The sequence below is a fragment of the Pseudomaricurvus albidus genome, assembly GCF_018863235.1.
In the GTDB taxonomy this organism is placed as follows: Bacteria; Pseudomonadota; Gammaproteobacteria; order Pseudomonadales; family Cellvibrionaceae; genus Pseudomaricurvus; species Pseudomaricurvus albidus.
This window is the reverse complement of sequence record NZ_JAHKRS010000002.1, coordinates 399,604-412,813: the sequence shown is the minus strand read 5'-3', so window position 1 is coordinate 412,813 and position 13,210 is coordinate 399,604. Positions and strand designations below refer to the sequence as shown.

The following is a 13,210-nucleotide window of genomic DNA, read 5'->3' as shown; positions in this document are numbered from 1 at the left end:
TAATATGAACAAGATATTTTATTTTTTGCTAATGGTTTTCCCTGCCTCAGTTTTCGCTGAAGGAACACATAATCACAATCATCATGCTAACCACCATGAAAGCCCTGCAGGAAAACCCGGTGATATCAATGCAATTGATAAAACGATAAAGGTAGATCTCTTGGATTCTATGCAATTCAAGTTCGAAAATGAACCCAATATTAAAATGGGAGAAACTGTACATTTCGTTGTGCGTAATTTGGGAAAAATACCCCATGAGTTTTCTATTGGTACTGAAAATGAGCATAAACAACATCGAAAGAAGATGCGAAAACACCCCGATATGAAGCACGTTGATGGAAATACAATTACTGTTCTGCCGGGAGAGACAAAAACTCTAACTTGGGTATTTGGGAAACTCGACACTGTAATGGCTGCCTGTAACATTCCAGGACATTTTGAAGCTGGAATGAATCATGTTTTTAAGATGAGCGACCGAAATTTGTGATCGGTCAGGGCGTTACATGAAAATCGGAGATCTCGCCAAGAAAGCTGATGTCACAGTCGACACACTGCGATACTACGAAAAAATAGGTTTACTAAACGGTGTAAAACGAAGTAGCAGCGGGTACCGTAGTTACGACCAGAATAATGTTGAACAGGTGCGCTTCATACGCAATGCCCAACACTCGGGTTTTAGCCTTGACGAGATCGCTCAATTACTCAAGTTTAGAGCGGCGCCCATAGACGCAAAGCCTAAAGTTCGAAGCCTTGCTGAAGTTAAGGTGTCAGAGCTCTCAGAACGTATAGAAGGCTTAATAGCCTTGCGAGACGAGATGAAAGAGCTGATTGAACAGTGTGTTCGTAGCGGCGAGTCCGAGTGTCCGATTATTGATAGCTTTAATGCGCAGGAGAAATCCAAAAAACACTAGAAACTAGGGCCTGAGAACTAAGTCGATAAGATCTTGACTCTAGAGTCAACTCCAATGTTTAACTATGCCTAATTACTCACTTGGCTCGGAGGTCGTATGTCGCATGAAATTAATAAAGAAGGTTCAGTACAGGACAAGTTGCTATTACTGCTCGAGTCAACAGGGAGCGATATTGGAAGACTAAGTGCGACTTGCTGTCAGCAAAACAAAAGCGAGAGCATGCAGGCTTTGTTAAGCTCATACCAAATGGTAAGCCAGCCCTCTGAGGACGACTCGTATGCTGATCGTCTGATTGAATTTGTCGAGAACTCCGGCGGTATTATCGGCAGCATGCATGTGACTTGCTGTACACCTGATAGAGAGGTGATATACCAACGTTTATTAACGAAGATTAATCAAATTTTCATGCTCGCTTGGCAGCTGAAAGGGGTTTCTCATGAGTAGTCATCTGTCTTCTAAGCATTCTACTGAATTGCAGATTGGCGGTGCAGGCTGTGCGAGTTGTATTAGTAAAATCGAATCTGCACTAAGCAGTGTTTCAGGTGTTACTAAAGCGCAAATGAACTTTGCTGAGCGAACAGTTGCCGTGGAAGGTGGTGCTACTTCAGAGCAACTCATTCGTGCAATCGAAGAGATTGGCTATACGGCTCAAGTGACCAGAGCGAATAACCTCGACCAAGCGCAACAAGACAGGGAAAAGTCAGATCAAACCTACTATAAGCGGTTGATGCGCGATATGTGGTTAGCCCTAGGGCTAGGAATCCCCCTTATGCTTTATGGTTTGGCTGGCGGTTCGATGACAGTCAGCTCCTCACAGGAGCAAGTATCATGGTTAATCGTCGGCTTGTTAACCTTTGCGACCATGTACGTAGCGGGCGGTCGTTTTTACATTGGTGCTTGGCGCTCTTTGCTCAATAAAGCTGCTACTATGGACACGCTTATTGCGCTGGGTACAGGCGCAGCGTGGATATATTCAATGGTTGTTGTTCTTGTACCCTCACTCATTCCCGAACTCGCTCGCCACATATACTTTGAAGCAAGCTCCATGATTATTGGGTTAATCAATTTGGGGCTAGCTCTCGAAGTAAAAGCTCGTGGGCGAACCAGTGAAGCACTTAAAAGACTCATTGGACTACAACCCAAAACCGCAAGGCGAATATTAGAAGGTGAAGAAGTTGATGTTGCAATTTCTGCAGTCGAACTTGGCCACTTCATTCGTGTTCGCCCCGGTGAAAAAATTCCCGTTGACGCTGATGTAATTGAAGGCTCGACCTCAATTGATGAGTCCATGTTGACGGGTGAACCCATCCCTGTTGAAAAAAAGTTGGGTGATTCTGTTTCGGCAGGTAGTATAAATAAAACGGGGTCGATCGTTATAAAGGCGACGGCCGTTGGCGAGCATACAGCACTTTCCAACATTATCAGCTTGGTCAAGCAAGCACAAAACGCCAAGCCACCTATTGGGCGAATAGCGGATACGATATCTGCTTATTTTGTTCCCTCAGTCGTTGTCATTGCTTTTTTGAGCGCAGTTGCCTGGCTAACCTGGGGGCCGTCGCCTTCGTATGCCTATGCACTTGTGGCAGCAACAACTGTACTCATTATTGCTTGCCCATGTGCGCTTGGGTTAGCGACGCCTATGTCAATTATGGTAGGTGTCGGTAAAGCGGCAGAGTATGGCGTGCTAATCCGTAACGGTGAAGCACTTCAAACCACATCAAAAATTACGACGATGGTGCTCGACAAAACCGGGACTATTACGGTAGGTGCACCTAAAGTAACAGAAATTATTACCTCCAATCAGTTTCAGGAGGATGAACTATTAGTTTTTGCGGCGAGTATCGAGCTTCGATCCGAGCATCCACTAGCTCAAGCAATTATTGAATGCGCTAAAGATCGTGGCATTTTAACGATTGATGCTCATGACTTTAACGCTGTATCTGGTAAAGGCGTAGAGGCAACAGTAGACAGAAAAAAAGTATTTCTAGGAAACCTAGCACTCATGAAGGAAAATAATATATCCCTTCAAATTGAAGGTGCTCCAGATTTTCATGAGCTTGCCTCTAATCTTGCTTCAGAGGCCAAAACGCCAATGTTTCTTGCCGTAGACAACAAGCTTGCAGGAATAATCGCGGTATCTGATCCGATTAAAGAAGATTCCATTTCAGCGATACAGAGGCTTAAAAAACTGGGTATCAAACCGGTGATGCTAACGGGAGATAATCAGTTGACCGCCAAAGCGGTTGCATGCAAGGTGGGTATTAAAGATTTTATTGCGGAAGTACTTCCAGAAGAAAAAGCCAATACTGTTAAAAACTTGCAAGCATCAGGTGAAATTGTCGGCATGGTGGGCGACGGAATCAATGATGCGCCAGCGTTAGCCTCAGCTGATGTTGGATTTGCAATTGGTACGGGGACGGATGTTGCCATTGAGAGTGCAGATATCACATTGATGCGAGGTTCTCTTCATGGCTTAGTAGATGCAATTTCGGTTAGCAAGGCTATTTTGAAAAATATAAAGCAAAATATGCTGGGCGCATTTATTTACAATACGCTGGGTATCCCAGTAGCGGCCGGAGTATTTTATCCGATATTTGGGTTGCTTTTAAATCCTGTTGTTGCGGGACTTGCAATGGCTTTTTCTTCGGTGACGGTGGTTTCTAATGCTAATCGACTGCGGTTCCTTAAGCCTGAATAACCTATCGAGTGCCTACTTTTTTGTAGGCTTGATTGGTGCGGTGCCTATGAGCTCAGGGGAAAAGCTAGTCTGATTAGAAGCACGTATTTCACAGGTAGAGAGCGTGCTGGACAATCAACTCTGGACATCATCCTCTCTGATCCATCCGCTCACAACATAAGTGCACCCATACACGTCACTAGACCCATCAACTGGAACGACATCTTGTTTGTCGCCCCGTACAACCATCAAGTCAGTAAACTTCGCGCTGCGCTAGGCGAGCAAGCCAAAGTGGGCAGTGTCGACAAGTTCCAAGGCCAAGAGGCCCCAATTGTGTTCTTGAGCATGTGTGCCAGCGACGCCAGTAAATCACCCCGAGGACTGGATTTCCTCTTCGATAAGCACCGCATTAATGTAGCTATATCGAGAGCACAATCACTGGCAGTAGTCGTCGGCAATCCTAATATCGGCAAAACACCGGTGAGCCGGGTTGATCAGCTCAAGTTGGTAAATCTGTTTAATGCTATTCCGAATTAATAATACATCATTACAACCAGCGCCTTACTTGCTGACAGTAATCGATGTACTGCTTGCCATGTTGTTCTGTTAAAAAGTTTTCCTCCAGCGCCACCTGTATTTGAATCAAGGCGACATCAAGAGCCAGAATTGTAAATGTAATCGGATTTGGTAGGAGCAAAAAATAACCGAGGGATATTACAATTACACCAACAAATATCGGATTCCTTGAATATTTAAACAACCCTCTTTGAACAAACTCCGTTTTTTGATCGTGGTCGATACCTATTCGCCAGGATACCCCCATCTGAGCTTGTGCCGCCACCACCCAAACAAGTGCAATCGTCATTACCCCCATCCCTGCATATTGAACGAAGTTGTTGGTGAGTAATTTGATTGGGCCCAGTAACGCATATGAATTTGGTAGCCAAGCATAAATAATAAAGACTAAAACCGAGAGCAGTGGTAGGAACTTAAAATACAACCCCGTGATTGATTCCGGCCCTGTTTTTTTGTTCAGTTTAAAAGCATTAATCCCGGTACTTTTCGCGACGGCATAATTCCTCCAGATAACAGCAACGCCAAAAAACAAAACAAAATAAACAAGCAAAAAATAAATAATCAACTGATTCATAATTTTTACCCCTCCCAAATGAAGAGGGGCTTCTCCTTAAGGTTCTTTGTTTCTTTTATGTACCCATTGATACAGTACGGGTAGCACTAGCAGTGTCAAAATTGTTGAGGAAATGACCCCCCCAATAACAACTGTCGCGAGTGGCCGCTGCACTTCGGCTCCGGTGCCTGTGTTCAACGCCATGGGCACAAAACCGAGGCTAGCGACAAGTGCTGTCATCAACACAGGGCGCAGTCTAATGAGCGCTCCATCAATAACCGAGTTGGCCAAATCACCGGTTTCGTGCCACAAGTCTCTAATAAATGCCACCATAACCAAGCCGTTAAGAACTGCCACACCCGACAGGGCGATAAAACCCACGCCAGCCGAAATCGACAGTGGCATGTCCCTTAACCAAAGCGCCAACACGCCGCCCGTCAAAGCTAGCGGTACACCAGTGAAAATGATCAACGAATCCTTCAATGAGCCAAAGGCCATGACAAGTAATCCAATGATGATTAGAAGCGTCACTGGCACAACAATCGCTAAACGCTCGCTGGCTGATTCCATTTGTTCAAACGTCCCGCCATAATCTAGCCAGTATCCGCTGGGCATATTTATCTGTTTGCCCATTTTCTGTTTGACCTCGTCAACAAAACTTCCAAGGTCGCGATCGCGGACGTTGGCTGTAACCACTACTCGGCGCTTACCATTTTCGCGACTGATTTGAGCCGGTGCCGGTTTCAATTCCATGTCTGCAACCTCACTCAAGGGTACAAATTCGCCACTGGGTAGTGGTATGGGAAGGAATGCCAGGCTGTCGATGTCGGTGCGTAAGGTCTCGGGAAGCCGCACAACGAGCTTAAAGCGCCGGTCGCCTTCATAAATCAATCCTGCATCTTCACCACCAATGCCAGCCGCCACAAAATTTTGAAGGTCATCCAAGTTCAAGCCGTAACGGGCCAGAGTTATGCGCTTAGGGACAATGGAAAGCATGGGTAAGCCGGTGACTTGTTCAACACGGGCATCCGCTGCACCTTCAATGCCTTCGACAACCTCCAGTATCTCGTTAGCCGTGGCGACAAGCTGATCTAGGTCGTCGCCAAAGACCTTGATGCCGAGATCTGTGCGTACGCCCGAAATTAACTCGTTAAAGCGCATTTGAATGGGCTGCGTAAATTCATAATTATTGCCCGGCAACTGCCTAACCGCCGCTTCCATAGAGGCCACCAAATCGGCTTTTGAGCGATTCGTATCGGGCCATTCACTACGGGGTTTTAGGATAACAAAATTGTCTGCGACGCTTGGTGGCATGGGATCGGTTGCTACTTCAGGCGTACCGATTTTTGCGTACACTTTGTCGACCTCAGGAAACTCTTTTAAGCGCTGCTCAAGAATCTCTTGCATCTGTACGGACTGCTCTAAGCCGGTACCGGGAATACGAAGTGCGTGGAGCGCGATATCGCCTTCATCCAGCTGGGGGATAAATTCTGACCCCAGTGTTGTTAGCAACCCAATACATAGAACAACCAATGCTGATGCGCCGGACACGACCAGCCAGCGGAATCGAAAAGCCGCCTCAAGTACCGGGCGATAAAGGGATTTACTGGCGACAATGACACGGCTCTCTTTTTCTCTAATTTTGCCGCTCATGAACAAGGCGACAGCGGCAGGCACAAAGGTTAGCGATAACACCATGGCGGAAATCAGGGCCATCACCACGGTGGCCGCCATGGGATGAAACATTTTTCCTTCTACGCCGGTCAGCGTAAATATCGGGATATACACCACTGTGATGATCGCCACGCCGAACAAACTGGGTCGGATGACTTCACCCGTCGCTTTATAAACCAAATGCAGCCGCTCGCGCAGCGCCAACGGTTTGCCGTTTTGTTGTTGGGATTCTGATAGACGTCGAGTGCAGTTTTCGACAATGATGACAGCGCCATCTACAATCAAGCCAAAATCCAGGGCCCCCAAGCTCATTAAATTAGCCGAGACACCAGTACGCACCATTCCGGTCAGTGTTGCCAACATAGACAGTGGAATCACAGCGGCAGTAATCAATGCCGCGCGGATATTACCGAGTAACAAAAACAGCACCACGATCACCAGCAAGGCGCCTTCAACGAGATTTTTTTGTACGGTGGCGATGGTCTTATCCACCAAGGTGGTTCTGTCGTAGACAATCTCAACCTTGATGTCATCGGGTAAAGAGGCTTTGATCTCTTCCAGTTTTTGCGCCAGTTCCTGTGCCACTATGCGTGGGTTTTCTCCAACCAGCATCATGGCTGTACCCATAACGGTTTCGCGTCCATCGCGTGTGGCCGCGCCAGTACGCAGTTCTTTGCCGATGGCGACGTCTGCCACATCTTTAATGGTGATAGGTGCAGAACCCATTAGGCCGACCACAACATTCTCAATGTCCGTGATTGAAGCTAATTGGCCGGGTGAACGCACCAATAACTGTTGCCCATTGCGCTCGATATACCCCGCACCGCGATTGTTATTATTCTGGCGCAGTGCGGAGGCCACGTCATCCAGCGTAACACCCATTTGCAGCAGGCGCTGAGGGTCAGGAAGTACGTGATACTGCTTGTCGTAACCGCCGATAGTGTTGATTTCCACTACACCAGGCACTTGGGCTAACTGCGGTTTGATAATCCAATCTTGAACTTCCCGAAGTGCCATGGCATCAAGCGGTTCCCCATTTTCCTGCGTCGCACCGGGCATCGCTTCGACGGTATAGACGAAGATTTCCCCTAAGCCTGTGGCGATGGGCCCCATTTCCGGTTCCAGCCCCGGTGGTAATGTGCCTTTTATGGTGGACAATCGTTCGTCAATCAGGTTACGAGCGTGGTAGATGTCGGTGCCTTCTTTGAACACCACGGTTACCTGTGAGAGCCCGTAGCGTGATAAAGAGCGGGTATAGTCAAGTGAAGGCAAGCCATAGAGCGCGGTTTCTACTGGGAAGGTGATCCGTTGCTCTGCCTCCAAGGGTGAATAACCTGGCGCTTCGGTATTGATCTGCACCTGCACATTGGTAATGTCGGGCACGGCGTCGATGGGTAGGTGTTGGTAACTCCAGATCCCGGCGCCAATCAGGGCCAGCATCAGGCTCATTACGAGGTAACGCCTCTCGATGGAGGTACGTACGATTGCATTAATCATGGTGTTCCCCCTTAGTGGTCGTGTGATGCGCCGGATTTTTCAATATCGGCTTTGATTAAATAGCTGTTCTCCACAACGTAGTGATCACCAGCATTCAGCCCCTCCAAAACTTCTGTATAGCGACCGTCGCTGCGGCCTAGTTCCAGAGGGCGAATTTCATAGGTGTCGCCAATCTTGATAAATACCACCTTCCAATCGCGAAAGTCCTGTAAGGCTCGATTGTCGACCACTAATGGAGCCTCGACTGTTTCCACAGCAACCTTGCCAGTCACTAAATCACCGGGTGCCATACCACCTTCTTTGTTGCTTAATGCCGCCCGAGCGAACACAAAGGGCGCACCACCTGGAGAGCTTGTGATATGCGTGAGCTGACTTTCGTGCATGTGGTTGTTGTGCTCAATATGCACATTCTGACCGGGCTTAACTTGAGCACGTTGCCCAGGGAAAACTTTAAACTCTGCCCACAAAGTTTTATCGTTGGTTAAAGAAAATAAAGACGCATTGGTTGTTATTTCTCCGGTGTTGACTGAGCGCGCCTGGACGACACCGGCCATAGGTGCTCGCAGTTCATAAGTGCGCAAGCTTTCATTGGATTCAATGACGGCCAATACATCGCCCTTCTCGACTTTGTCGCCAACGTTAGCGTCAACACGTGTAACAAGACCTGGAAAGCGGGCTCGAAGCTCTACTGTTTGTTCTGGAGGTGTTACCAGACGACCATAGACTTGTACATGGCGTTCTATGCGTCCGGCACCTGCAGCTTCGGTTGTAATACCAACGTTGGCTGCCATCTCATCAGATATTTCAACGCGGCCTTCGTGCGACTCCCATTGCCATTGGTAATCTTTTCCACCTACACGAAGATTCACCGTAACATCGAATGAGTGAGGCTCAGTGACGACGCCTTCGCCGAGCCAGTAATTATTTTGCTGGCGAAAAGTAAAGGTATCCTTTTGGCCACCTAGGCGAGTGAGCGTGACAGTGAGTTCTGGATCTTTAGCGGGGTGGCCGTCGTGCGAAATCCAGGCGCGATATTCGGGCGGAATACCGCTTTCAAAAATAGCAAGTTCAACCTCGATATCGCCATCGTGAAGAAGTTTCCCACCATTTGGGCCTTTCTCTTCTTCGTGAGACGCCTCTTGATGCCCTCCATGATCGTGGTGGTCGTGGCCTCCAGCGCTGAAGCTGGTTAACGGAAGCCCCACTAAGGAAATCATCAGCATAGGCATCCATTTTTTTAAATATTGATTTTTTAAATTGTTCATAGAAATAATCCTGAATTGGGCTTAGCGCTGAGACGATTCGAGTGTTGTATCAATCGAAAGCGCGCTTTTTGATTCCAGTGGCTCGGCGGTCAGTTTTTCAATCAAGGCCTGACTGATTAACGCTGTTGTGGCGGCGTCAATGAGCGCCTGTTTGCTCGCGAGTAATTCTTCCTGGGCAGCTATCAAATCGAGGTAGCGATAACGCCCACTCTCAAAGCCTTCACGAGTGAGTTTGAGCGCTTTTTCCAAAGCAGGTATTGCGGTATTTTGAGTAAGGGTGGCCGCTGCGATACTTTGCTTTCTGAGCGACCACGCTTCAAAAAGTCGCGCGTGTAATGCGAGGCGCAAATCCTGTTGGGCGTAATCCACGGCGTTACGGTTGGCTAAGGCCGCTTTGACGTCTCCTTTATTACGTTTGCCAGAAAATAACGGGACTGAAATACCTGCAGTGAATGCGGAATCGCCTGTTTCTTCAAAACGTTTGATGCCTGCCCGCCAGCTTAAATCGCTGCGACCGCTGGCGCGGGCCATCGTAATTTCGGCGTCCCGAATACGCGCTTCACTTGCCAGTACTTGAAGAGCTGGTGAAGTTAGAGCGCGAGCGTAAAGTTGATCAAAGCTTGAGCTGGAGCCGAAATCAAACAGGCTGCCCGTTAAGGAATGAAAGCGCGGTGTTGTTTCACCCCAAAATCGAGCGAGTAGTACTTTTTGCCGTTCAAGCTTCGCCTGCAAAGACGCAACGCGAATTTCCGCACGAATCAGTGCTGCTTGCGCGCTCATTACCTCTGCTTCCGGTGCCGCACCTCGTTCCGATCGTGTTTTAACGGTTTGAAGAATCGATTGTGACAAGGCTAAGGATTCTTCTGCCAACTGAAGGTTGGCCTGCGTTGCCAATCCTTCGATAAACACTTCGGTGAGCTTGCCCAGCGTATCGAGAGTCGCAGCTTTTTGTCCCCACTCGGCCTGGTTGATTCGAGCATTCGAATAGCTCATACGAGCCTGACGTTTTCCGCCAAGCTCGATCACAGAAGACAGTGCCAGGGTGGTTTCAGCCGCATCAAAACCTTTATGAGCACCTGAACCAACAAAGTTTTCGACCTCCAGCTCAAGGGCTAATGCGGGGCGCAAGGCGCTGGTTTGCTCTTGGGCATTCAATGCTTCTATTGTAAAACGGTATTGGTACAGCTGCGGGTTCCGCGCAAGCGTTGATGCAAGCGCTTTTTTTAATGTGAGTGTGGACTCAACGCTTTCAGCTATTGCTGATGTCGCCGTGCTGCAAAGTAAAAACGCAAGCCACAGACAGGTATATTTACACCTGAGAATTAGGGTAATTCGCATGGATAGGTCCTAAATTAAGTCGTGCTTTCCGCTTATGCGGGCAAAAAACAGTGCTTAGGACTTAGCGATCGGAGGGCGCAGAAAAGTTTCGAAAGTGTCGGGAATGGTTTTGTCAGAATAATCTGGAATTAGGGAGGAGCTTTTCGCCATGAATATGCGGTCAATCGTGATAATGATGGCTGGCGTGGAATGGCCGTGACAATGACAACAATGGTGGCAATCACGCTCCCCGTTGTCGGATTGCTCCATGGAGTCCGTATGATGCTCATCTGCTGAGTGCTGATGATCTTCAAAAGTAAGGTGTTCCAACCCTGATTGATGCGCCGTGTGAATATCAGCTATACCTGCCGCTGACTGAAACGTCATCAGCAAGAGTAGTAGATATGTAATGGCACGTAATTTCACAGGGGCTTAAAACACTTGTCTCATTCAGTGAGTGCAGTATAGACTCTATAGTAACTATAGAGTCAAGGGCGTAATAGTGAAAATTGGCGAATTAGCTAAATCAAGTGGTTGCTCTGTCCAAACAATTCGATATTACGAAAGGGAAGGGCTCATTTCGGCCCCTTCACGCTCAGAGGGTAATTTTCGTCTTTATGATAGTCACACGCTTGAAAAACTTCTGTTTATCAAGCATTGCCGCTCTCTGGATTTAGCCCTGAAAGAAATTAAGCAGCTTATTCAGCTTCAAAGCTCACCTGAATCCAACTGTGATGAAGTGAACAACATGATTGATACCCAACTTAACCTTGTGGAATCGCGTATCGAAGAGCTCAAAAAGCTCCACCTTGAATTAAGTGCTTTGCGGCATCGCTGCGAAAGGCCTAATACAATTGACCAATGCGGAATCATTGAAGGTTTAGCCGAACATGCTATTAGGCAGAATTAAAGCATGTCACCTCAATTAAGGCCCGTGATAGCTCTCTGATGTAGACTGCCTCAAGCAGTTGGCTTCATAGGCCTCAATATCTTTCTCCCGATACATAACTCGCCCCTGTAGTTTCAAATACCTGGGGCCAATCCCCTCGGAACGCCACCGCTCTAAAGTCGCTTCACTCACGCCCCAGCGATTCGCCAGCTGCCTCTGATTCATGTGTATTACCGTCATAAAAACTCCTGTGTTGGACTATTTGGTAACCACCATGAACGCTCAAAACTACGGATCAAATCAAGCTAATTAGGGCTGGTTAGGGGCATAAATATCGATAGATAATCATAGGTATTTAATGGACTTGTTCGGTTGCGAGTTAGGGAACTGAACCCGCGTCCCGTCCCACCACCAGACAAAGCCATAAAAAGCCACCCTTGCGGTGGCTTTTTTTGTTTTTGGGGTTGTAAAAACTTTTGCGCTTTGATCTCTCTGGACAGGAAAAAGGATTGAATGAAAGTTAATCCCTTTCCATCCCTTTTGTAGGCTAAGTCGTGATTGAAATGAGATAATGTTTATTTGACCCCATTGATTGTTATGTCATTAACCACAAGAACAATAGCGTCATCCCAACACTAACTACCAAACTCCCAAAAAGCACCGCCACAAAAATCCCTTTCCGCCTAAGGTTTTTACCTTTAAACACAAGAAACGATTTGCTGATGGTGTTACCCAGAAGAATGACAAAAAAGATCGTCATCAGATCAATTTTGTCTGGGTTCAACGACCACTCTGTCATGATCGAAGCGAGAATGGCATGGGCTTCAAACAGTGAAACCAGCAAGGTGCTGATGAGTATTGAAAGCCCGAAGCCATTATCAAAGACTTTCCCAATGACCTGCATACCGTAGATAAGCACTAAAATGATTGCTGAAAACTTGACGACGTTTTTCCAAATGATCGGATGGTCATTCAGTAACTCGATATCCATCTCCGCTTCAGACGCTTTGTCTGGTGAAGCATCCATAAAGTCACTTTTATTCAGATACACAATGGCAGCTACAATGCACAGCAACTGTGTGAGGAAAGGCACATAAAAGACAAAGGCCAACTGATCAGAGAGAAAAAAGATAATGAACACGCATTCCAGCAGCATCGCGCACAAGGCAAACAACAACGTCAGCAGCAGATCGCGATCACTGGCAGCAGCAAACTTGCTGTCATTCAGTGTCTGTATAAACACCGCCGTGCTGGAAATAAACCCGCCCAAAAAACCCTGCAACTGAAACCGGCTGCGCTTGGCCATCAGGTGAAAACAAAAAAAGCTGAACAGCTCCAGGCTGGCGATCAAAGGTACGATCTTCAGCAGCGGGACATAGGCCGCCACCACGAACAACACCGCCAGCAACGCCATATCAAACCAGATGTGTGAATGTTTGAAGTGATAACTGAGTGGGGTTTTATGTTCCATAGGGTAAGGCCAAGATTTGTGCGCTCAAACGTGGATGAATAATTGGGGAAAATACACTTTAACAATGACAGATTATGTACCTCCAGAAGTAAATCGCCAAACTCCAATGGTCATTCAGCATGCCGGCCAACCAGCCGTTCGCCCTGAATTCTGAGCTTGTAGAGAGGTGCTACTCAAAGCCGGCCCCAAAGGACACATCATACTTTATCCTGGGAGCTGCACGCTTCGTGGGGTCGTATAATCTGACCCTAAACCGGGATTGCAGCATAGTATTTAAACACTGCCGAGAGGGACTGTCGGATTTATTTCGTTAACATCCTGTCTGGCAACTATCACTCCAACGATGTTGAAACCAAGAATGATTCGACAAACAGGGGATC

At 47.4% G+C, this 13,210-nt stretch carries 13 protein-coding genes; 6 read left to right on the top strand and 7 right to left on the bottom strand.

Going from position 1 to position 13,210, the window contains the following annotated elements:
- The first annotated feature begins 4 nt into the window (after positions 1–4).
- From KOI40_RS05220 to KOI40_RS05200, 5 genes are all read left to right on the top strand, one after another.
- Positions 5–487 (top strand): cupredoxin domain-containing protein, encoded by a 483-nt coding sequence (locus tag KOI40_RS05220; RefSeq protein WP_216096399.1) that lies wholly within the window; start codon positions 5–7, stop codon positions 485–487.
- A gap of 16 nt (positions 488–503) precedes the next feature.
- Complete coding sequence (locus tag KOI40_RS05215) at positions 504–911, top strand: heavy metal-responsive transcriptional regulator (RefSeq protein WP_216096398.1); 408 nt, start codon at positions 504–506, stop codon at positions 909–911.
- Between the two features lie 96 nt (positions 912–1,007).
- Positions 1,008–1,355: a hypothetical protein gene (locus KOI40_RS05210; RefSeq protein ID WP_216096397.1), complete on the top strand. Its 348-nt coding sequence runs from the start codon at positions 1,008–1,010 to the stop codon at positions 1,353–1,355.
- The gene (locus KOI40_RS05205) at positions 1,348–3,609 is read left to right on the top strand and encodes a heavy metal translocating P-type ATPase (RefSeq protein WP_216096396.1); all 2,262 of its coding nucleotides are present in this window, start codon (positions 1,348–1,350) and stop codon (positions 3,607–3,609) included. The genes KOI40_RS05210 and KOI40_RS05205 overlap by 8 nt, the downstream gene beginning before the upstream one ends.
- A gap of 204 nt (positions 3,610–3,813) precedes the next feature.
- Positions 3,814–4,125, top strand: a complete 312-nt coding sequence (locus KOI40_RS05200; RefSeq protein WP_216096395.1) for a C-terminal helicase domain-containing protein — start codon at positions 3,814–3,816, stop codon at positions 4,123–4,125.
- A gap of 10 nt (positions 4,126–4,135) precedes the next feature.
- On the opposite strand, the gene KOI40_RS05195 is transcribed toward KOI40_RS05200, so the two are convergent.
- The 5 genes from KOI40_RS05195 to KOI40_RS05175 are packed head-to-tail and all read right to left on the bottom strand — an operon-like array spanning position 4,136 to position 10,896.
- Positions 4,136–4,738, bottom strand: a complete 603-nt coding sequence (locus KOI40_RS05195) for a methyltransferase family protein (protein WP_216096394.1) — start codon at positions 4,736–4,738, stop codon at positions 4,136–4,138.
- A 36-nt stretch (positions 4,739–4,774) separates the two neighbouring features.
- Entirely contained in the window at positions 4,775–7,888 is a 3,114-nt protein-coding gene (locus KOI40_RS05190; RefSeq protein WP_216096393.1) for an efflux RND transporter permease subunit, read from the bottom strand.
- An 11-nt stretch (positions 7,889–7,899) separates the two neighbouring features.
- A complete protein-coding gene (locus tag KOI40_RS05185; protein WP_233710014.1) occupies positions 7,900–9,153 on the bottom strand; it encodes an efflux RND transporter periplasmic adaptor subunit in 1,254 nt (417 codons plus the stop codon).
- Between the two features lie 21 nt (positions 9,154–9,174).
- On the bottom strand, positions 9,175–10,491 hold the full coding sequence (locus tag KOI40_RS05180; RefSeq protein WP_216096392.1) for a TolC family protein: 1,317 nt from the start codon (positions 10,489–10,491) through the stop codon (positions 9,175–9,177).
- A 54-nt stretch (positions 10,492–10,545) separates the two neighbouring features.
- On the bottom strand, positions 10,546–10,896 hold the full coding sequence (locus KOI40_RS05175) for a hypothetical protein (protein WP_216096391.1): 351 nt from the start codon (positions 10,894–10,896) through the stop codon (positions 10,546–10,548).
- A 76-nt stretch (positions 10,897–10,972) separates the two neighbouring features.
- Between KOI40_RS05175 and cadR the strand changes: the two genes are divergently transcribed.
- Positions 10,973–11,380, top strand: a complete 408-nt coding sequence (cadR, locus tag KOI40_RS05170; RefSeq protein ID WP_216096390.1) for a Cd(II)/Pb(II)-responsive transcriptional regulator — start codon at positions 10,973–10,975, stop codon at positions 11,378–11,380.
- Positions 11,381–11,395: 15 nt separating this feature from the next.
- Here cadR and KOI40_RS05165 read toward each other — a convergent pair whose 3' ends face one another.
- Both KOI40_RS05165 and KOI40_RS05160 read right to left on the bottom strand, forming a co-directional pair.
- Positions 11,396–11,599: a helix-turn-helix transcriptional regulator gene (locus tag KOI40_RS05165; RefSeq protein ID WP_216096389.1), complete on the bottom strand. Its 204-nt coding sequence runs from the start codon at positions 11,597–11,599 to the stop codon at positions 11,396–11,398.
- A gap of 355 nt (positions 11,600–11,954) precedes the next feature.
- The gene (locus KOI40_RS05160; protein WP_216096388.1) at positions 11,955–12,830 is read right to left on the bottom strand and encodes a DUF4010 domain-containing protein; all 876 of its coding nucleotides are present in this window, start codon (positions 12,828–12,830) and stop codon (positions 11,955–11,957) included.
- Positions 12,831–13,210 lie beyond the last annotated feature (380 nt).

Coding starts and splice junctions, on each gene's coding strand:
- KOI40_RS05185 (WP_233710014.1), bottom strand. CDS start 9,153: ATGAACAATTTAAAAAATCAATATTTAAAAAAATGGATGCCTATGCTG.
- KOI40_RS05180 (WP_216096392.1), bottom strand. CDS start 10,491: ATGCGAATTACCCTAATTCTCAGGTGTAAATATACCTGTCTGTGGCTT.
- KOI40_RS05215 (WP_216096398.1), top strand. CDS start 504: ATGAAAATCGGAGATCTCGCCAAGAAAGCTGATGTCACAGTCGACACA.
- KOI40_RS05210 (WP_216096397.1), top strand. CDS start 1,008: ATGTCGCATGAAATTAATAAAGAAGGTTCAGTACAGGACAAGTTGCTA.
- KOI40_RS05205 (WP_216096396.1), top strand. CDS start 1,348: ATGAGTAGTCATCTGTCTTCTAAGCATTCTACTGAATTGCAGATTGGC.
- KOI40_RS05195 (WP_216096394.1), bottom strand. CDS start 4,738: ATGAATCAGTTGATTATTTATTTTTTGCTTGTTTATTTTGTTTTGTTT.
- KOI40_RS05160 (WP_216096388.1), bottom strand. CDS start 12,830: ATGGAACATAAAACCCCACTCAGTTATCACTTCAAACATTCACACATC.
- KOI40_RS05165 (WP_216096389.1), bottom strand. CDS start 11,599: ATGACGGTAATACACATGAATCAGAGGCAGCTGGCGAATCGCTGGGGC.
- KOI40_RS05220 (WP_216096399.1), top strand. CDS start 5: ATGAACAAGATATTTTATTTTTTGCTAATGGTTTTCCCTGCCTCAGTT.
- KOI40_RS05190 (WP_216096393.1), bottom strand. CDS start 7,888: ATGATTAATGCAATCGTACGTACCTCCATCGAGAGGCGTTACCTCGTA.